The organism is Ideonella aquatica, assembly GCF_018069755.1.
Taxonomy (GTDB): domain Bacteria; phylum Pseudomonadota; class Gammaproteobacteria; order Burkholderiales; family Burkholderiaceae_C; genus Ideonella; species Ideonella aquatica.
Genome location: NZ_JAGQDE010000002.1, coordinates 166,802 through 185,410, shown reverse-complemented (window position 1 = coordinate 185,410; position 18,609 = coordinate 166,802). Strand labels below are relative to the sequence as shown.

Below are 18,609 nucleotides of genomic sequence, written 5' to 3'. Positions count from 1 at the left end.
GGCTCCGGTTCAGCGGCCCTCGGGCGGGGCCAGTTCGTTGGCGCGCTTGAGCGCCCAGCGGGTCAGGGCCGGGCCGGCGATTTCCAGCAGCCAGGTGGCAGCCGCCAGCGGCGCCACCACGCCCAGCACGTCCAGCCCCATCACCCGTGCCTGCTCCAGCAGCAGAATCACGAAGACCGAGATCGGCGTCGACGCCACCCCGGCGAGCAGCGCCTTGTCGCGGCCCATGCCGTCACTGCGCGCGCCCACCCAGGCCACGCCCAGTTTCACGCCCAGGCGCAGGCCCACGATCAGCAGGCCGATCCACCAGCCCTGCAGCACCTGCGCGCCGTCCAGCGCCGCGCCGGCGAAGATGAACAGCAGCACCGCCATCACATCACCCAGCGCACCGAAATTGCGCTGCGCGCTGGTCAGGCCGATGCGCCGATGGCGCGCCATCAGGCCGAAAACCAGCGTGGCCAGCACGGGGGAGAGCTTCCAGGCCAGCGTCACCGAGACCAGCAGCATCACCGCGATCGCGAAGGGCAGCGTGGTGTCGGGCACCGGCGGCCCCAGGCGGTGGATCAGCCAGGGCAGGAACACGCCGAACAGCACCCCCAGCGCGGCCGAGCCGAGCAGCATCACGAAGCTGTTCCACAGCGCCTGGCCCCAGTCGCCCAGGCTGCTGAGCGTCCAGGCGCCGGCCGCCAGCTTGAACAGCAGCACCGCGATCACGCACTGCACGGCCGACGCATGCAGCGAGCGCTCGGTGACGATGCCCGAGGCGCGTCCCTCATTGACCACCCGCATCAGCCCAGCAGGCGACCCGCTGGCGGCCAGCGCTGCCACCATCCACGACACCAGCGGATCCATGCCCAGCAGCCCGCAGGCCAGCCACACCAGCAGAAAGATCAGCGCGGCCTCGACCACCACCTGCAGCGTGAAGCCCGGATTGCGCCACAGCCAGTTCAGGTTGATGCGAAAACCGAACTCGAACAGCGTCAAGCCGAAGGCCACGTGCACCAACCACAGCAGATCCGTCTGGTGCGCATCACCCAGCCAGCCCAGCTGCGTGCCACCCAGCACGAAGCCCAGCAGGCCATAGGCCGCCACGCGCGGCACGCCCCAAGCGCGGTAGACGATCTCGCCCACCACCCAGCCCAGGCCGATGGCCACCGGCCAGGCCAGCGACGACAGCACGTGCATCAGATCCATCTTCTTCCGTTCCTCCGGCGCTTGGCCGGAACGTCCCACGAGCCAATTACATTGGTACCAATGTAATTCATCACCAGACCGGGATTACCCTGAAGTCGCCGGAATCCGGAATTCAGACCCGCATCCGCCTGCAGAAGGAGAATGAGCTTCTCCATATTCGACAAGTACAGAAACAAATCAGCGATAACCCAGGGTTGATCCCGAACCAGCCAGGAAGATCATTCCCCCACCCCGGCCTCAGGATCTCGCCATGGACCGCCCGATGCCCACCCCTGCGCTTGCTCGCCCCGACTACCAGCTGCCCGACGGCCTGTGGGCCCCGAGTGGCACCGTCTTCTTCAGCGGCACCCAGGCCCTGGTGCGGCTGCTGCACATGCAGCGCCAGGCCGACGCGGCCGCTGGGCTGAACACCGCCGGTTTCATCAGCGGCTACCGCGGCTCGCCGCTGGGCATGGTCGACCAGGCGGTGTGGAAGGCCGGGCGCACGCTGCAGGACGCCGGCATCCGCTTCGTGCCGGCGATCAACGAGGAGCTGGCCGCCACCCAGGTGCTGGGCACCCAGCGCGTGCAGAGCGACCCCGAGCGCACCGTCGAGGGCGTGTTCGCGCTGTGGTACGGCAAGGGCCCCGGCGTGGACCGCGCCGCCGACGCGCTCAAGCACGGCAACGCCTATGGCAGCTCGCCGCTGGGCGGCGTGCTGGTGGTGGCCGGTGATGACCACGGCTGCGTGTCGTCGAGCATGCCGCACCAGAGCGAGCACGCGATGATCGGCTGGCAGATGCCGATCGTGGCCCCCGCCGATGTGGCCGAGATCGTCGAGTTCGGCCTGTATGGCTGGGCGCTGTCGCGCTACAGCGGCGCCTGGGTGGGGCTGACCGCGCTGTCGGAAGTGGTGGAGAGCGCCGGCACGGTGGACCTGGACCTGATCGCCGCGCGCCGCGCCGCCTGGGTGGACGCCGACACCGTGCGCGCGATGACCGGCCACCAGCCGCCGCCCGATGGCCTGCACTACCGCTGGCCCGACCTGCCCTCGCTGCGCATTGAGTCGCGCCTGGCCGACAAGCTGGCCGCGGTGGCCGCGTTCGCGCGCGTCAACACCATCGACCGCGAGGTCATCGCCAGCGTCGACGCCACCGTGGGCATCGTCACCTGCGGCAAGGCCCACCACGACCTGATGGAGGTGCTGCGCCGCCTGGAGATCAGCCCCACGATGCTGGCCGAGGCCGGCGTGCGCCTCTACAAGGTGGGCCTGTCCTGGCCGCTGGAGACCACACGCCTGCGCCACTTCGCGCGCGGTCTGAAGGAGATCCTGGTCATCGAGGAAAAGGGCGCGATCGTCGAGCAGCAGCTCAAGGAGCTGTTCTACAACGCGCCCAGCCACGCTCGGCCGGTGATCGTGGGCAAGCACGACCGCCAGGGCAAGCCGCTGGTGTCGGCGCTGGGCGAGCTGCGGCCCTCGCGCCTGATCGAGATCGTCGCGCACTGGTTTGCCGAACACTTCCCGCGCCAGGAGACCTTCCGCAACCACCTGCGCCATCTGCTGCCGCACGTCCATGACTTCACGCCGCCCGCGCTGCTGTCCAACGCGGGCGACAGCGTCAAGCGCCTGCCCTACTTCTGCGCCGGCTGCCCGCACAACACCTCGACCCGCGTGCCGGAAGGCAGCACGGCGCGCGCCGGCATCGGCTGCCACTTCATGGCCAACTGGATGGACCGCAGCACCGCCGGCCTGATCCAGATGGGCGGCGAGGGCGTGGACTGGGTCTCGCATGCGATGTTCACCAGGACACCGCACGTCTTCCAGAACCTGGGCGACGGCACCTACTACCACTCGGGCTACCTGGCGATCCGCCAGGCCGTGGCCGCCCAGGCCACGCTGACCTACAAGATCCTGTTCAACGACGCGGTGGCCATGACCGGCGGCCAGCCGGTGGACGGCATCATCACCGTGGACGCGATCGCCCGCCAGGTGGAGAGCGAGGGCGTGAAGCGCGTGGTGGTGGTCAGCGACGACATCGGCAAGTACGACGCGATCAAGGGCCGATTCCCCGCCGGCACGCAGTTTCACCCGCGCGAGGCGCTGGATGCGGTGCAGCGCGAGCTGCGCGAGGTGGCCGGCGTCACCGTGCTGATCTACGAGCAGACCTGCGCGGCCGAGAAGCGCCGACGTCGCAAGCAGGGCAAGCTGGCCGATCCGCCCAAGCGCCTGTTCATCTACGACGCGGTCTGCGAGGGCTGCGGCGACTGCACCGTGCAGAGCAACTGCGTGGCCGTGCTGCCGCACGAGACCCCGCAGGGCCGCAAACGCCGCATCGACCAGACCGCCTGCAACAAGGACTACAGCTGCGCCAAGGGCTTCTGCCCCAGCTTTGTCAGCGTCAGCGGCGGCACGCTGCGCAAACGCAGCGGGGCGATTGCGGCAGACCCCGCGGCCTTCGATGCGCGCGTGGCCGCCCTGCCCCAGCCCGCCGCCCACACCTGGACCGGCCCCTGGGACCTGCTGGTCACCGGCGTGGGCGGCACCGGTGTGGTCACGGTGGGCGCCGTCATCGCCATGGCGGCGCACCTGCAGGGCCACCGCGCCAGCGTGCTCGACTTCATGGGCTTTGCGCAGAAGGGCGGCTCGGTGCTGAGCTTCGTGCGCCTGGCCGACACGCCAGAGCGCCTGCACCAGGTGCGCATCGACACCCAACAGGCCGACGCCCTGCTGGCCTGCGACCTGGTGGTGGGCGCCAGCGCCGACGCGCTGCAAACCGTGCGCCACGGCCGCACCCGCATCCTGGCCAACACCCACCCGGTGCCGGTGGCCGAGTCGCTGCGCGTGCCCGATGCCTCACTGCAGATCGACGCGCTGCTCGAGAAGATGCGCTTTGCCGCTGGCGACGAGCGCGTCGAGACCTTTGACGCACAAAGCCTGGCCGAAGAGTTCCTGGGCGACACCATGACCAGCAACATCCTGGCCATGGGCTGGGCCTGGCAGCGCGGCCTGGTGCCGGTGAGCCTGGACGCGCTGACCCACGCCATTCGTTTGAACGGCGTGGCGGTGGAGGCCAATCTGCGCGCCTTCGGCCTGGGCCGCCTGGCCGCTGCCGATCCCGCGGCCTTGGCGGCGCTGCGCGCTGCGCCCGCCGCCGCGCCGCTGAACGAGGCGCTGGACGTGCTGCTGACCCGTCTGGAAGCGCAGCTGAGCGCCTGGCAAAACCCCGCCTGGGCCGCGCGCTTCCGCGACCGCATCGCCCGGCTGCGCGCCGCCGAAGCGGGCCTGGGCCGCGACCCCGCGCTGCCGCTGACCCGCACCGCCGCCACCAGCCTGGCCCGGCTGATGAGCTACAAGGACGAGTACGAGGTGGCGCGCCTGTACAGCGACCCCGGCTTCGAGGCCGCCCTGCGCGAGCAGTTCGACGGCGATCTGCAGCTGGCATTCCACATGGCCCCGCCGCTGCTACGCCCGCCACGCGGCGGCGTCGCGCCGCGCAAGATCGTCATGGGCCCCTGGCTGCGCAGCGCGATGCGGGTGCTGGCCGGCCTGCGCGGCCTGCGCGGCAGTGCGCTGGACGTGTTCGGCCGCACCGAGGAGCGGCGCATGGAGCGGGCGCTGATCAGCGCCTTCGAACAGCGCCTGGACGAATTGGCCGCGGGTCTGAACGCCGACCGGCTGGCGCTGGCGCAGCAGATCGCCGCGCTGCCGCAACAGGTGCGCGGCTTCGGCCATGTGAAGCTGGCCAACCTGGCGCTGGCCCGCGCCCGCGAAGCCGAGCTGATGCACCGCTGGGACCCGCAGCGCTACCCGCAGCCGCAGGGGCCGGCCGCAGCGGGCCAGATCCGCGGGATTGCGGTGGTCAGCGGCTGATCGGCCGCTTCAGGCCACGGCGACCGCTGCGTCCCGGCGTGTGGCTGGCGCGGCGAGTGCATCGGCCGGCACCGGGCGGCCAAGCAGGAAGCCCTGGCCGCAGTCGCAGCCCAGGGCGCGTACATGGTCGCGCTGGGCCTCGGTCTCGATGCCCTCGGCGATGACGCGGCAGCTCAGCGCATGCGCCATGCCGATGATGGCCCGCACGATGGCGTCGGCGCGGTGGTCGGTGCCCAGTGCGCTGACCAGCGAGCGATCCACCTTCAGAATGTCCAGCGGCAGACGCGAGAGCTGCGACAGGTTCGAGAAACCGATACCGAAATCATCCAGCGCGATCATCACGCCGGCGGCGCGCAGGCGGGCCAGGCGCGCCGCCGTGGCGGCAAAGTCGGTCATCGCCATCGACTCGGTGATCTCGATCGACAGCAGCTCGGCCGGGATGCCCGCCTGCGCGATCGCCTCGAGCACCTCGGTGCAGAAATGCGGGTCGGAAAACTGCGATGGCGACACATTGACCGCCACGTTCAGCAACCGCCCCTGCGCCTGCCATTGCGCGCACTGCGCCACCGCCATGGACAGCACCTGGCGTCCGAGCTCGCCCATCAGGCCGCAGCGCTCGGCAATGTCGATGAAGGCGCCCGGCAGCAGCAGCCCGCGGGTGGGATGCTGCCAGCGCACCAGCGCCTCAACGCCACTGAGTTGGCCATCGTGCAGCTGGAACTTGGGCTGGAAGTGCAGGCACAGCTGCCCCTGCTCCAGCGCGGTGCGCAGCTCGGCCTCGATGCGGGTGGCCTCCAGCAGGGCCTGGCGCGCCTGCTGGTCAAAGAACTGGTAGCGCGACTTGCCTGCCTGCTTGGAGCCATACATCGCCAGGTCGGCAAAGGCCAGGATCTCCTTCGGGTCGACCGAGTCGTCCGGCGTGATCGCAATGCCCAGGCTGGCGCCCACCATCACGTCCTGGCCCTGGATGCTGAAGGGCGTGGCCAGCGAGCGCACGATGCGCTCGCCGATCTGGGCCAGCGCGGCGCGATCGGTGGTGCCCGGCAGAATGGCCACGAACTCGTCGCCGGCGAAGCGGGCGAAGACGACGTCGTTGGGCAGCCGGTCGCAGGGGGTGCCAAAGGCGTCCAGGCAGGTGTCGATGGTGTGCAGGTCGCGCCCCAGGCCCTGCTGCAGCAGGCGCTCGGCGGCCTGGGCCAGCAGCGCATCGCCACCGGCATGGCCCAGCGTGTCGTTGACCCGCTTGAAGCCGTCCAGATCGATGAAGATGATCGCGGCGCGGAAGGCCTCGCGGCGCGCCGGGTCGAGCGCAAAGTTCAGCAGCCGGTCCACCACGCTGCGGTTGGGCAGACGGGTGATCGGATCGGTGTAGGCCAGCAGGTTGATGCGCAACACGTTGTCATTGAGCCGCGTGCGCATGCGCCGGAAACTGTTGGCCAGGCCACCGATCTCGCAGGCGCAGTCCACCTCCACCGGCGCCGCGAAGTCGCCGTCGGCGATCGCCTCGGTGCTGCGCTGCAGCGCATCGACCAGGCTGGTCAGCCGGCTGGCCATCCAGTAGATGGCGGCACCCACGGCCAGCGCCGCCACGCACACCACCGCCCAGATCCGCGCCGTGTCTGCCGTCGGCCCGAGCGCGAGGACGGCGCCCAGGCTGGCCAGCGCGCCCAGCAGCCCACCGGCCAGCGCAAAGCGCCAGCGGATGCTGTTGAGTCCCTGACCGGGATCGAGTAGGCCCTTGATCATGTGCAGTGCCCCCCACCACCGGGCCACGGCCGGCCAAGGTCCGCGGTGCTGGGGGATGGGCGGGATATCGACCGCTGCGGCAGACAGTTGAGCGGGCTGCGCCAGCTGATACATTCGTTGCCGTTGCACAGAGACGCCGCCCAGGCGCCCGCCACGCACAGGGAGTCACCATGCCATCTCGCCACATCGGGCGCGCCGCACTGGCCGCCAGCCTCATCCTTGCACTGGCCGGCTGCGGCAAGCAGGGCGTCGAACTGGGCCAGGGCGGCTCGATCGTCAGCGGCAGCGGCGGCCCCACGGGCTCGCAGAATGCCGCGCGCCAGCTGCAGAAGTGCGACGCCCCCATCGCCGTGGTGGCGCTGGAAGAAAACCAGAACGGCTACATCGGCATCGGCCGCGGCGGCCTGCCGGAATCGCCGCTGCCGCTGGTGCGCGTGGTGATGCAGCAAAGCGGCTGCTTTCGCATCGTCGACCGCAACGCCGGCCTGAAAGCCACCAAGCGCGAGCAGGAGCTGAAGGACGAAGGCGTGCTGCGCGCCGACGGCGACGTCAAGAAAGGCCGCGGCCTTATGGCCCAGTACAGCGTGGTGCCCAGCCTGGTCTTCTCGGAACAGGACGCCGGCCGCCAGATCGGCGGCATCCTGGCCATGATCCCGGTGCTCAACAAGCTGGCCGGCGCCGCCGAACAGGTGCGCATCAAGGAAGCCCAGGTGGTGCTGCTGCTCACCGACAACGAGACCACCGAGCAACTCTCGTCCGCCACCGGCTCAGCCCGCACCACCGACCTGGGCCTGGGCGGCCTGGTCGCCGGCCCAGGCGGCGGCATCGGCGCGCTGGGCTGGAGCAACACCAACGAGGGCAAGGTGATCGCGGCGGCGTTTCTGGACGCGCACAACGCGTTGGTGGGGCAGTTGAGGATCTTGGAGGCGAAGGACTTGCCGGCGGGGGTGAAGACGAAGTCTTGATGTCGCAGGGCGTGAGAGCTTTGGCACCTCAGCCGGCAGTCAATGTCTGCCATTGGCGGCCTGGAGTTGAGTCACCCTTATGACATGTCGCTGCCGTTGGTAATCCCGTGGCCCCCAAACCTTCGGGGATCATGCCGCGCCTGCCCGTTGAACCCCTGCCACTCGCACGTCACTCATCAGTTTGGCACTGCACCGTCGGTGGCCGCCCTGTTGAGCGCCTCCTGCAGGAATAGCCGGGTCAGCAGGTAGCTGCCAAGTAGGCCGGTAGCGAGGAAGTACACCAGAAGCGCCAGCGCCAGCGACTCGGCTGGAGCGCTGTCTTCAGCGTTCCCCATGGACTTCGCCATGAAGGCGGCGGCGGCTTGCATCTTAATCAGCAGCGTATCGGCTTCGACGAGCGAAACGCCGACGATGATCTTCGTCAGCCAGTCGGAAATCTGCTCAAGGTTGGTATTGACCGACAGTGACGATCCCGCCGCCTTGCTTCCTTTGGGTCTGAGTTCTGCCAGCCTCTGCTTGGCGTCGCTGACCTCGATCTCGGCCCTGTCGGCGGCTTCCCTGGCCGTCTTCTCGGTAGAGACCATATCGGCCTTCGCGCTCTCATCGGTGCCGGCGTTAGCCGCGATCTTGTCCTGCGCGGCTTTGTTGGCAACCTCGCGCAGGCGCTTCGCGGCGGCATCAGCTTCCTCCAAGGTCTTTGTCGCACCTTCGAGGCCGACAGCATCGGGCGTCCTGGCGGTGTCGGTTGACAGGAAGCGTGGGATGCCGAAGAGGAAGCCCAAAAACCAGCCTACCGAGCTCCAGGCGCCCGCCCACATCAGGCTGTGCCAAATTGCCTTCGAGCTGTCAGAGTGGCCGAAGTAGATCGCGGCGATACCGAATATCAACGCACCGGCCATGGTCCAGGCGACCTGCTGCGCGCCGGTATCGGGCTTGATGCGGTAGGTGATGACGCTCATGTCTTCCTCCCATTTCCGTTGGCGGCAGTTTTTCCCCGTCGGCATTGTTCGGTACGCATAACCGCTCGCCAACCACAATCTGTAGGATGTCCGCTGTAACCGCTGCATCGATTCGAATACTGTTTAGGTTCGCGCGGCGATGTCTTGCCTGTGGCTCAGCGACTGAATGCGCTACCAGCCTCGCTCCTGCGTGAGCGTCATTTGTCGCCCAATTGCAAACTGAACTTACCAACCGGCAGGCGTGCATTCGTCGGTGACGGACCCAGGAGTCAGCACTCTGACCATGGGCATGTCAGCCGGTCGGCTGCACCCGCTGCACAGCCCCCTCCTGCGACACTCCCCCCATGCACCACCGCCTCTCCGCCGGCCTTCTCATCGAACAGAACGACCAGTTGCTGATGGTCCGCCATGTCCTTCCCGGCCGCTACGACTTCTGGGTCGCGCCAGGGGGTGGCGTACAGGGCTTGGAGACGCTGGCGCAGGCGGCCGAGCGCGAGGTGCGGGAGGAGACCGGGCTCACGGCCGAGGCGGGTCGGTTGGCCTATATCGAAGAGTTCCACCAGCCTGGGTTGCGGCACTGCAAGTTCTGGTTCATCGGCCGGGTGACGGGCGGGCAGCTGTCGGCCGATGCGCCTGAGGCGGTGGCAGAGCACATCCGCGAGGCGGCCTGGTTGCCGCGCGAAGCGCTGGCCGCGTCCACCTGCTTTCCGCTGCTGCTGCGGGGCGACTACTGGGCGGATCGTGTGCAGGGGTGGGCGGCGCCGCGCTTGCTGCCGCTGCGCGCGATGGACTTCTGGTGAGGCTGTTGACACCTCACACCGGATCCGGGCGCTGCATGATGGCCCGGGTGTCCTCGAAGCCGATGGGGGTGGAGGAGTGCTCGTGGATGATGCGCAGCACATGGCCACGGGTCCGGAGGACCCAGGTGATGCGGTTCTGCATGGACCGCAGTTCCTGGCCCTGGGGCGATACCGCGGCATACCGGGCGACAGCGCTCATGCAGGCGAAGTGGGGATTGGCGACGATGCGCACGTCGTCGAAGCTGACCCGGACCGTCTCGTGGCCCAGCGAGCTGAACCAGCCCTCAACGGCCACCCGCCATGCGGCGGCGCCTTCGTAGGACCAGACTCCCCAGGTGTCGAAGACCCGGACCTCGGCGTCGTAGAGATGCATGAAGGTCTCAGCGTTCCTGGACCACACGGCGGACCGGTAGGTGTCGAGCGCTGTGCGCACCTGCTGCTCGGTGTCATTCATGGGGCCTGCGGGTGACGGTGTTTGGACGCCGCAGTATCACCGTCAACGGCGACGCAGCGTCAGCCGCAGGCGGATCAGATCCTCCTCGCGCGACGAGGGGCCCACCTGGACCTCGAAGTCGCCCGGCTCGATCACCTCGCGGCCCCGGGCGTCGACGAGCATGAAGGCCTCGGGCGGCAGCGTGATCACCACCTCGCGCGACTCGCCGGGCGCCAGCTCGACCCGGGCGCAGCCCTTGAGCGCGCGCTGCACCCAGGTCACCGAGGTGACCAGGTCGCTGACATAGGCCTGCACCACCTCCACGCCAGGGCGCTCGCCCACGTTGCGCAGCGTCACACGCAGCGTCACCGGATCACCAATCGCCAGCTCGCCGGCGTCCAGCCGCGCCCCCTGCCAGGCAAAGCGGGTGTAGCCCAGGCCATGGCCAAAGGGCCAGCGCGGGGCCTGGGTCAGGTCGGCATAGCGGTGGCCGTGCTGGCCCCGCACCTGGCTGTAGAACACCGGCTGCTGGCCCACGTGTACCGGCATCGAGATCGCCAGGCGGCCGCTGGGGTTCAGCTGGCCGAACAGCGCCTCGGCCACAGCCTGGCCGCCGCACATGCCGGGGTTGAAGGCCTGCAGGATGGCGCGCGCCTGCCCGGCTGAGCGCGGGAGCACCAGCGGCTTGCTGTTGATCAGCACCAGCACGAAGGGGCGCCCGCTGGCCGCCAGCGCATCGAGCAGCGCCACCTGTGCGCCTTGCAGCTCCAGCGTGGCGGTGGACAGGGTCTCGCCGACCAGGCTCAGGTGGTCACCCACCACCGCCACCACCACGTCGGCCTGCGCCGCCATCGCCATGGCCGCGGCCACGCCCTCGGTGCCCTCGTCGGTGATGCGGCAGCCCGGCGCGTGCAGCACCTGCAGGCCGGGCGGTGCCAGCTGGCGCAGGCCGTCCAGGACGGTGGTGATGGTCTCGCGCGGGTGCTGGCCGGCCTCGGGCGGGTGCTGGCAGGAGCCCAGCGACCAGTCGCCCAGCTGCTGCAGCGGGTCGTCGGCGTTCGGCCCGATCACCGCGATGCAGCGCAGCGCGCCGGGGTCCAGCGGCAGCAGGCCGTCGTTCTCCAGCAGCACCAGGCTCTGGCGGGCGGCGTCCAGGTTGACGGCGCGGTGGGCCGCGCAGCCGGTGCGGCGCGCGGCCTCGGCCAGGTCGGCGCGGCGCGGCTGCTCGAACAGGCCCATCGCAAACTTCAGTGCCAGCAGGCGCGCGCAGGGGGCGTCCAGGTGGGCCTGGGTGATCAGACCGCGGTCCAGCGCCTCGCGCGCGCCGTCGAAGAAGTCGGGCGTGACCATCACCACATCGTTGCCGGCCTTCAGGGCCACGGCGGCCGCTTCGGCGCGGTTGGCGCAGACCTGCTGTTCATGGACCAGGCGGCCCACGTTGTCCCAGTCGGTCACCAAGACGCCGCGAAAGCCCCATTCGTCCTTCAACACCTCGGTCAGCAGCCAGCGGTTGGCGGTGGAGGGCACGCCGTCGATCGACTGGTAGCCGGTCATGAAGCTCATCGCGCCGGCCTGCACCGCGCGGCGGAACGGGGGCAGGAAGTAGCTGCGCAGCTTGCGCGGGCTGAGGTCGGCCTCGGAGGCATCGCGCCCGCCCTGGGTCTCGGAGTAGCCGGCGTAGTGCTTGGCGGTGGCCAGGATGCCTTCGGGATCGGCCAGGCCGGCGCCCTGGTAGCCGCGGATCATCGCCGCGCCCAGCTCGCCGATCAGCCACGGGTCTTCGCCGAAGGTCTCGCCGGTGCGGCCCCAGCGCAGGTCGCGGCTCAGGCACAGCACCGGGGAGAAGGTCCAGTGGATGCCGGTGGGCACCACCTCGCGCGCGGTGACGCGGGCCACCTGCTCCAGCAGCGCCGGGTTCCAGCTGCAGGCCAGCGCCAGCTGGGTGGGGAAGATGGTGGCGCCTGGCCAGAACGAGTGGCCGTGGATGGCGTCTTCGCCGATCAGCAGCGGGATGCCCAGGCGGGTGGTCGCGGCCAGGTCCATCGCCCGGTTGGCCTTGTCGCCCAGGATGTGCAGCAGCGATCCGGCGAGGCGGTCGGTGACGAAGGACAGGTCCTCGCCGCGCGCGTCCCACATCATCAGCTGGCCGATCTTCTCGTCCACCGTCATGCGACCCAGCAGGTCGGCCACGCGCGCGCTGATGGGACGCGACGGGTCTTGGTAGGGCAGCGTGGCGCTCATGGGCGTGCCTTTCATGCCAGCGGCACGCGCCGCCCGTCCGGTCCGAAGGCGTGCAGGCGCTGGGCCGGCAGGCCGAAGCGCACGGTGTCGCCCAGCCCCACCTGGGCCGGCCCGGGCAGCAGCGCACTCCAGCGGCGGCCGGCGCTGGCAATCCACAGCAGATGCTGGCTGCCCAGCGGCTCGACCAGTTCGACCGTGCCCTGCAGCGGCTGGTCGTGGCCGACGATCAGGTCTTCCGGCCGAACGCCCAGCGTCAGGGCAGCTGCATCGGCCGTGGCCAGTGGCCAGACCAGGCCGGGGACGTCGAAGCACCCACCGTGCACGGCGCCGTCGACCAGGTTGATCGTCGGCGAACCCACGAAGGCGGCCACATGCCGCGTGGCCGGCGTGTCGTAGACCTGGGCCGGCGTGCCGATCTGCTCGATGCGGCCCTGGTTCATCACCACGATGCGCGTGGCCAGGGTCATCGCCTCGACCTGGTCGTGGGTGACGTAGACCATGGTGTTGCGCAGCTGGGTGTGCAGCAGCTTGAGCTCGCGGCGCAGCTCGGCGCGCAGCTTGGCATCGAGGTTGGACAGCGGCTCGTCGAGCAGCAGCACCTGGGCTTCGCGCACCAGCGCCCGGCCGATGGCCACGCGCTGGCGCTGGCCGCCCGAGAGCTGGCCGGGCCGGCGCTCCAGCAGGGCCTCGAGCTGCAGCATGGCTGCGGCCTTGGCCACGCGCTCGGCGATCTGCGGCTTGGGCAGACCGGCCATGCGCAGCGGAAAGCCCAGGTTGTCGCGCACGCTCAGGTGCGGGTACAGCGCATAGCTCTGGAAGACCATGCCCACGCCACGTTGGCTGGGCTCGGCATGGGTCATGTCCTGGCCGCCGATGTCGATGCGGCCGCCGCTGATGGGGTTCAGGCCGGCGATGCTGTGCAGCAGCGTGGACTTGCCGCAGCCCGAGGGCCCCAGCAGCACCAGGAACTCGCCCGGCTGGACATCCAGATCGAGCTGGGGGATGACCTCGACATCGCCATAGCGGATCTGCAGGCCTTGGATGTGGACGCGGCTCACGGGCGGACTCTCAGCGTTCCTGGTAGATGCGGACCCAGTCGACCAGCATGCGCGCCGGGAAGACCGTGCTCCCATCCGGCGGACCCGGCCAGTCACCCCCGACGGCCAGGTTCAGGATGAGGAAGAAGGGCCGCTCGAACACCCAGGGCGCACCCGGCGGCAGCGAGGCCGGCGTGAGGCGGTGGTACTCGATGCCGTCCACCTGCCAGATGATCTCGTTGGGGCGCTTGATCAGCGTGAACACGTGGAACCTGTCGGCCACCGGCGTGCCAAATGGGCGCGGCCGGCCGATGCCGCTGCCGCCGGAGTAGCCCGGGCCGTGGGCCGTGCCGTAGGTGGTGTTGGGCTCCTTGCCCACGTACTCCATGATGTCCAGCTCGCCGGCTTGCGGCCATGGCAGATGGCTGTCGCCCAGGCTCCAGAAAGCCGGCCACAGGCCCACGCCCGCCGGTACCTTGATGCGTGCCTCGACCTTGCCGTAGGTGTAGCTGACCTTGCCCCGGGTCAGGATGCGTGCCGAGGTGAAATCGCAGGGGCGGCCGTTCCAGCAGGGGCCGGGGTTGACCGCCCGTTCGGCGCGCAGCACCAGGCGGCCTTTGCCATCGTGGAAGGCGTTTCTGGGCGCGGCGGTGTAGTACTGCAGTTCGTGATTGCCCCAGCCGTTGGCCTCGGCGTTGCCCAGGTCATCGCTCCAGGTGCTCCGGTTGGGCGGGCTGCCGGCCGCCGCGTTGAACTCGTCCGACCAGACCAGCGCCCAGCGGGCCGTGGCGGCGGCCCCGGCTGACGCTGCGCCATGGGCCACGCCGCCGCCGCCGCAGCCCAGCAGGGCAAGCGCCAGCAACGTGGCGAACAGTCGATGCGCGGGCCAGGCGCTGTGGTGTGCGGGAGGCGGTGTTGTGTCGGGCATGGGTTCTCCAGGACAGGACGTTCAGGCGCGGCGGGCCCGGCACTCGCGCAGAAAGGCCTGCCACCAGCGGGCGCTGGCCTTGGGCGTGCGCGCCAGGGTCTGGTAGTCGACATGGACGATGCCAAAGCGCTTGGCATAGCCGCTGGCCCACTCGAAGTTGTCCATCAGGCTCCAGACCATGTAGCCGGCCATCGGCACGCCGCGGTCGCGCGCATCGGCCACTGCAGCGATGTGGTGGCGCAGGTAGTCAAGGCGGTCGTGGTCATGGACCGTGCCGTCGGCATCCACCGCGTCGGCAAAGGCGCCGCCGTTCTCGGTGATGTACACCGGCGGCAGCCCGGGGTAGTCGGCCTTCAGCTGCAACAGCAGATGGGTGAGGCCTGGTGGGTAGATCTCCCAGTCCATCGCCGTCACCGGCCGGCCGGCCGCCTTGACGTTGACGGGCTGGCCGCTGGCGCTGACGAGGCTGCGGGTGTAGTAGTTGACGCCCAGGTAGTCCAGGGGCTGCGCGATGGCCGCGAGGTCGCCGGGCTGCACCAGGGGCGCGTCGGGGCCCAGGTCGGCCCAGACATCCTCGGGGTAGACCCCCTTGAACAGCGGGTCGGTGTACCAGCGGCGGCCTTGCCCGTCGGCCAGACGGGCTGCCGCGCGGTCCTCGGGGCTGTCCGTGGCGGGCTCGCAGGGCGAGATGTTGAGCACGATGCCCAGCGGCTCACGGGCGCCATCGGCGCGCAAGGCCTGCAAGGCCAGGCCATGGCTGAGCAGCAGGTGGTGCGAGACCTGCATGGCCAGACGGCGGCATTTCAGGCCCGGCGCGAAAAGGCCTTGCTCGTGGCCCAGCGTGGCCATCACCCAGGGCTCGTTGTGGGTGGTCAGGCCGGCCAGACGATCGCCGAAGCGCGCCTGGATGCCACGGGCGTAGTTGACGAAGCTGTGTACCGTATCGCGCGAGCCCCAGCCGCCCTCGTCCTGCAGCGCCTGCGGGAGGTCCCAGTGGTTGAGGGTGGCAAAGGCGCGGATGCCGCGGCGGGACAGGCCGTCGATCAGGCGGTCATAGAAGTCCAGACCCGCCGGGTTCCAGGCCCCCTGCCCCAGCGGCTGCACACGGGGCCAGCTGATCGAGAAGCGGTAGCAGTCCACCCCCAGCGAGGCGATCAGGTCCAGGTCCTGTTCCAGGCGGTGGTAGTGATCACAGGCCATGTCGCCGTGGCTGCCGTCGGCGATGGCACCGGGCTGGCGGCAGAAGCGGTCCCAGATCGACGCGCCCTTGCCATCCTTCTGGGCGGCGCCTTCGATCTGGAAGCTGCTGGTGGCCACGCCCCAGAGGAAATCGGGCGGAAAGCGTTGGGCCAGGCGCTGCAGAGAGTCGGGCATCACTTCACGGCGCCAGCGGTCAGGCCGGCGATCAGTTGACGGGAGAAGACCACGAACAGGATCAGCAGCGGCACCGTGGCGATGGCCGAGCCGGCCATCAAGGCTCCCCATTCGGTGTTGACCGTGCTTTGCAGGCTGCGCAGAGCCAGCGGCAAGGTGTAGCTGTCGGCCTGGCGCAGCACCACCAGCGGCGCCATGAAGTTGTTCCACGAGCCGATGAAGGTGATCAGGCCCAGCGTGCCCAGGGCCGGGCGCATCAGCGGCAGCGCCACGTGCCAGTAGATGCCCAGCTCGCTGCAGCCGTCGATGCGCGCGGCTTTCAGCAGCTCGACCGGTACGGCCGCAGCGGTGAACTGGCGCATCAGGTAGATGCCAAAGGCGCCAGCAGCGCCGGGCACATAGAGCGCGCGGTGGGTGTCGATCCAGCCCAGCGCGTCCATCACCATGAAGTTGGGGATCATGGTCATGAAGGGCGGCACCAGCATCGTCCCCAGCACCAGCGCGAACAGGGCCTGCTTGAAGCGGAACTCCAGCATGGCGAAGGCATAGCCCGCCATCGAGCAGAACAGCAGCGTCAGGCCGGTGGACATCAGCGCCACGTACAGGCTCCAGCCCAGGTTTTTCCAGAACGGAATGCGGCCGGCCAGCACGCCGATGTTGCCCAGCAACTCGCTGCCGAACCACAGCGGCGGCGGCAGGTTGAAGATGGCGGTCTTGCTTTGCGTGGCGAACACCGCCATCAGCCAGAACGGCGCCAGCATGACGAGAGCGCCCAGCCCGACGACCAGGTAGGCCAGGCCGCGCGACAGGGCCCGCGGTGCCGGACGTGGCCTCATGTCCGCTCCCGAAAGGCCCGGTTGGTGAGCCAGGTCAGCACCGCCAGCAGCGCGAACAGCAGCCAGGACATCGCGCTGGCGGCGCCGAAGTCGCTGAAGTCGAAGGCCAGCCGGTAGACGTACATGGCCACCGTCATCACCGCCTGGTCGGCGCCGCCACGGCCGTTGGTGAGGATGAAGGGTTCCTCGAACAGCTGCATGCCGCCGATGACGCTGAGCGTGACGGCAAACAAGGCCATCGGTCGCAGCGCCGGCAGCGTGATGAAGCGGAACTGCGCCCAGGCGCCGGCGCCGTCCAGGCGCGCGGCCTGGTAGAGCTCGCGCGGGATGGTCTGCAGCGCGGCGAGGTAGAGCACCAGGTTGAAGCCGAGGTAGCGCCAGAAGACCACCATCGCCACCGCCGGCTTGAGGGTCTGGGGTTGCCACAGCCAGTTCACCGGGTCGATGCCCAGCAGCCCGAGGCCGGCGTTGACCAGGCCGTAGTCGGTCGACAGCATCGAGGTGAACATCATCGCGATGGCCACCGACGAGGTGATGTAGGGCAGGAAGTACAGCGCCGAGACCCCGTGGCCCCAGCGCCCGCAGGCGCGGTCGATGAAGACCGCCAGCGGCAAGGCCAGCAGGTGCTGCGGCAGCGCCGACACCACGGCCAGCCACAGGGTGTTGCGCAGCGCCTTCCAGAACCAGCCGTCGCCCAGCACGAAGAGGATGTTGTCCAGGCCGCTGAAGCGCATGGCCTCGAGCCCGGCGGTGGGCTCCCAGGTCTGGAAGGCCATCCACAGGCTGAACAGCAGCGGAAACAGGCCGAAGGCGGCGAACAGCACCAGGAACGGCGCCACCAGCAGGTAGGGCGCGTATCGCTGATGCCAGGGGCGGACGCTGGGCGGGCTCATGGTCAGCGCTGGGCACGGTGGCGCAACAGGGCCTGGGCATCGGCCAGGGCCTGGGCCACCGGCTTGCCGTAGATCAGCACGTTGTCCAGCTCGCCGTTGACCACCTCCTCGGCGAACTTGTGCTGGCGGTGCAGCGGACGCGGCGGGATGCGGCGTGCGGCGTCGCGCCATTGCTGGCGCGCCAGTTGACCGCCCAGGAAGGGCACGGGCTGGTCGAAGAAGGGATCGTCCTGCGCTTCAAGCAGGGCCGGAAAGGCGTCCTGGCTCTTGAAGGCCCGCAGCTGCAGGCTGCGGTCCATGGTCAGCATCTGCACCAGCGACCAGGCCAGCGCGCGGCGGGCCGGGTCGGCGCGCCGCGGCAGCGCGTAGTAGGTGCCGCCGTAGCCGATGAAGACCCCCTCGGGCAGCGGGCTGCTGCGCCACAGGCCCTGGGTCTGCGGCGCGACCCAGTTGGCCAGTTGGCCGGCCATCCAGGCGCCCGTCAGCTCGGTGGCGATGCGGCCGCGCCGCAGGTGCTCGGCCCAGTCGTTCTGCCAGGTGTCGACCACGGCATCGAGCTTGGCGCGGCGCAGCTCGCGTGCCAGTTCGAAGGCGCGCCGGAAGATCGGTCCGTCCACCCGGGGTTGGCCCTGCTGGTCAAAGTACACGCTCTGGCCGGCCGGCGCGCCGGTCAGCGCGACGATGTCCTTCAGGTAGCGCGCATGGGCCATCAGGTAGGCGCCGGTGCGGGCCTTGATGCGCTCGCCGGCGCGCACATAGTCGTCCCAGCTGCGGGTGAGTTCGGCGATGCCCACGCCGGCCTGGGCCAGTACGTCCTGGCGGTAGAACAGGCAGCCGGGGCCGATGTCGGTGGGCAGCGCCACCAGTTCGCCCTCGCGGTTGCGCGCCTGCTCGAAGGCAAAGCTGACGAAGCGCGGCTTCAAGGTCTCGCCGTCATAGGGCGACCCGGACAGCGGCTGCAGGCCGGCGCCCATTGCGAAGCGGCCCAGGTAGCTGGCCTCCAGGGCCATCACGTCGGGCAGATGGCGTGACCCGCCGTTGGCGGTGGACAGCGCGGTCGTCATGGCCGTGTGGTGGTCGTCGTACTGGCGGCTGATGACTTCCACCTCGGCGCCGGGATGGCGCGCCAGCCAGGCCGGCAGCGCGTCCTTGACGATCTGGTCGACCAGCGGATACGCCGCCACGGACAGCTTGCCCACCGCCGCCGCCTGCGCCGCCCCCCCCGCCAGCGGCCAGCCCGCGGCCAGGCCCAGGGCCTGGGCCAGGCAATGGCGGCGGGAGCGGTGAACGGAGGGCATCAGGCGGGAGGGGAAAGTCGGCGTCGATCCGCGGGCTGAAAGCGCTTTCAATGAT

General features: G+C 69.7%; 14 protein-coding genes. 3 read left to right on the top strand and 11 right to left on the bottom strand.

Annotated elements, in window-relative coordinates; translation table 11 throughout:
- Positions 1–9: 9 nt before the first annotated feature.
- The gene (locus tag KAK06_RS02980) at positions 10–1,194 is read right to left on the bottom strand and encodes a cation:proton antiporter (protein WP_210800317.1); all 1,185 of its coding nucleotides are present in this window, start codon (positions 1,192–1,194) and stop codon (positions 10–12) included.
- 250 nt (positions 1,195–1,444) lie between these two features.
- On the opposite strand from KAK06_RS02980, the gene KAK06_RS02975 reads away from it, so the two are divergent.
- Positions 1,445–5,044, top strand: coding sequence for an indolepyruvate ferredoxin oxidoreductase family protein (locus KAK06_RS02975; protein WP_210800316.1), 3,600 nt, complete (start codon positions 1,445–1,447; stop codon positions 5,042–5,044).
- 9 nt (positions 5,045–5,053) lie between these two features.
- Here KAK06_RS02975 and KAK06_RS02970 read toward each other — a convergent pair whose 3' ends face one another.
- Positions 5,054–6,790, bottom strand: coding sequence for a bifunctional diguanylate cyclase/phosphodiesterase (locus KAK06_RS02970; protein WP_210800315.1), 1,737 nt, complete (start codon positions 6,788–6,790; stop codon positions 5,054–5,056).
- 170 nt (positions 6,791–6,960) lie between these two features.
- Between KAK06_RS02970 and KAK06_RS02965 the strand changes: the two genes are divergently transcribed.
- A complete protein-coding gene (locus tag KAK06_RS02965) occupies positions 6,961–7,755 on the top strand; it encodes a CsgG/HfaB family protein (RefSeq protein WP_210800314.1) in 795 nt (264 codons plus the stop codon).
- A 176-nt stretch (positions 7,756–7,931) separates the two neighbouring features.
- On the opposite strand, the gene KAK06_RS02960 is transcribed toward KAK06_RS02965, so the two are convergent.
- Positions 7,932–8,714, bottom strand: a complete 783-nt coding sequence (locus tag KAK06_RS02960) for a hypothetical protein (protein ID WP_210800313.1) — start codon at positions 8,712–8,714, stop codon at positions 7,932–7,934.
- Between the two features lie 344 nt (positions 8,715–9,058).
- Between KAK06_RS02960 and KAK06_RS02955 the strand changes: the two genes are divergently transcribed.
- On the top strand, positions 9,059–9,514 hold the full coding sequence (locus tag KAK06_RS02955) for an NUDIX domain-containing protein (RefSeq protein ID WP_210800312.1): 456 nt from the start codon (positions 9,059–9,061) through the stop codon (positions 9,512–9,514).
- 13 nt (positions 9,515–9,527) lie between these two features.
- Here the strand turns inward: KAK06_RS02955 and KAK06_RS02950 are convergent, their stop codons facing one another.
- From KAK06_RS02950 to KAK06_RS02915, 8 genes are read right to left on the bottom strand one after another with little or no spacing between them, the layout of a single operon-like run.
- Positions 9,528–9,968, bottom strand: a complete 441-nt coding sequence (locus KAK06_RS02950) for a YybH family protein (protein WP_210800311.1) — start codon at positions 9,966–9,968, stop codon at positions 9,528–9,530.
- 42 nt (positions 9,969–10,010) lie between these two features.
- The gene (locus KAK06_RS02945; protein WP_210800310.1) at positions 10,011–12,188 is read right to left on the bottom strand and encodes a glycoside hydrolase family 3 N-terminal domain-containing protein; all 2,178 of its coding nucleotides are present in this window, start codon (positions 12,186–12,188) and stop codon (positions 10,011–10,013) included.
- An 11-nt stretch (positions 12,189–12,199) separates the two neighbouring features.
- Positions 12,200–13,246 (bottom strand): ABC transporter ATP-binding protein, encoded by a 1,047-nt coding sequence (locus tag KAK06_RS02940; RefSeq protein WP_310741019.1) that lies wholly within the window; start codon positions 13,244–13,246, stop codon positions 12,200–12,202.
- 10 nt (positions 13,247–13,256) lie between these two features.
- On the bottom strand, positions 13,257–14,153 hold the full coding sequence (locus tag KAK06_RS02935; RefSeq protein WP_210800308.1) for a glycoside hydrolase family 16 protein: 897 nt from the start codon (positions 14,151–14,153) through the stop codon (positions 13,257–13,259).
- A 21-nt stretch (positions 14,154–14,174) separates the two neighbouring features.
- Complete coding sequence (locus KAK06_RS02930) at positions 14,175–15,527, bottom strand: GH1 family beta-glucosidase (RefSeq protein ID WP_210800307.1); 1,353 nt, start codon at positions 15,525–15,527, stop codon at positions 14,175–14,177.
- Positions 15,527–16,363, bottom strand: a complete 837-nt coding sequence (locus KAK06_RS02925) for a carbohydrate ABC transporter permease (RefSeq protein ID WP_210800306.1) — start codon at positions 16,361–16,363, stop codon at positions 15,527–15,529. The genes KAK06_RS02930 and KAK06_RS02925 overlap by 1 nt, the downstream gene beginning before the upstream one ends.
- Positions 16,360–17,256 carry a carbohydrate ABC transporter permease gene (locus KAK06_RS02920; RefSeq protein ID WP_210800305.1) on the bottom strand — a complete coding sequence of 299 codons (897 nt, stop codon included), beginning with the start codon at positions 17,254–17,256 and terminating at the stop codon, positions 16,360–16,362. Before KAK06_RS02920 ends, KAK06_RS02925 begins: the two co-directional genes overlap by 4 nt.
- 2 nt (positions 17,257–17,258) lie before the next feature.
- A complete protein-coding gene (locus KAK06_RS02915) occupies positions 17,259–18,554 on the bottom strand; it encodes an extracellular solute-binding protein (RefSeq protein WP_210800304.1) in 1,296 nt (431 codons plus the stop codon).
- Positions 18,555–18,609 lie beyond the last annotated feature (55 nt).

What these genes read in the sequence shown, in the direction of transcription:
- KAK06_RS02920 (WP_210800305.1), bottom strand. Translation starts at nt 17,256, where the DNA reads ATGAGCCCGCCCAGCGTCCGCCCCTGGCATCAGCGATACGCGCCCTAC.
- KAK06_RS02950 (WP_210800311.1), bottom strand. Translation starts at nt 9,968, where the DNA reads ATGAATGACACCGAGCAGCAGGTGCGCACAGCGCTCGACACCTACCGG.
- KAK06_RS02965 (WP_210800314.1), top strand. Translation starts at nt 6,961, where the DNA reads ATGCCATCTCGCCACATCGGGCGCGCCGCACTGGCCGCCAGCCTCATC.
- KAK06_RS02945 (WP_210800310.1), bottom strand. Translation starts at nt 12,188, where the DNA reads ATGAGCGCCACGCTGCCCTACCAAGACCCGTCGCGTCCCATCAGCGCG.
- KAK06_RS02930 (WP_210800307.1), bottom strand. Translation starts at nt 15,527, where the DNA reads ATGCCCGACTCTCTGCAGCGCCTGGCCCAACGCTTTCCGCCCGATTTC.
- KAK06_RS02975 (WP_210800316.1), top strand. Translation starts at nt 1,445, where the DNA reads ATGGACCGCCCGATGCCCACCCCTGCGCTTGCTCGCCCCGACTACCAG.
- KAK06_RS02915 (WP_210800304.1), bottom strand. Translation starts at nt 18,554, where the DNA reads ATGCCCTCCGTTCACCGCTCCCGCCGCCATTGCCTGGCCCAGGCCCTG.
- KAK06_RS02960 (WP_210800313.1), bottom strand. Translation starts at nt 8,714, where the DNA reads ATGAGCGTCATCACCTACCGCATCAAGCCCGATACCGGCGCGCAGCAG.
- KAK06_RS02980 (WP_210800317.1), bottom strand. Translation starts at nt 1,194, where the DNA reads ATGGATCTGATGCACGTGCTGTCGTCGCTGGCCTGGCCGGTGGCCATC.
- KAK06_RS02935 (WP_210800308.1), bottom strand. Translation starts at nt 14,153, where the DNA reads ATGCCCGACACAACACCGCCTCCCGCACACCACAGCGCCTGGCCCGCG.
- KAK06_RS02955 (WP_210800312.1), top strand. Translation starts at nt 9,059, where the DNA reads ATGCACCACCGCCTCTCCGCCGGCCTTCTCATCGAACAGAACGACCAG.
- KAK06_RS02925 (WP_210800306.1), bottom strand. Translation starts at nt 16,363, where the DNA reads ATGAGGCCACGTCCGGCACCGCGGGCCCTGTCGCGCGGCCTGGCCTAC.
- KAK06_RS02970 (WP_210800315.1), bottom strand. Translation starts at nt 6,790, where the DNA reads ATGATCAAGGGCCTACTCGATCCCGGTCAGGGACTCAACAGCATCCGC.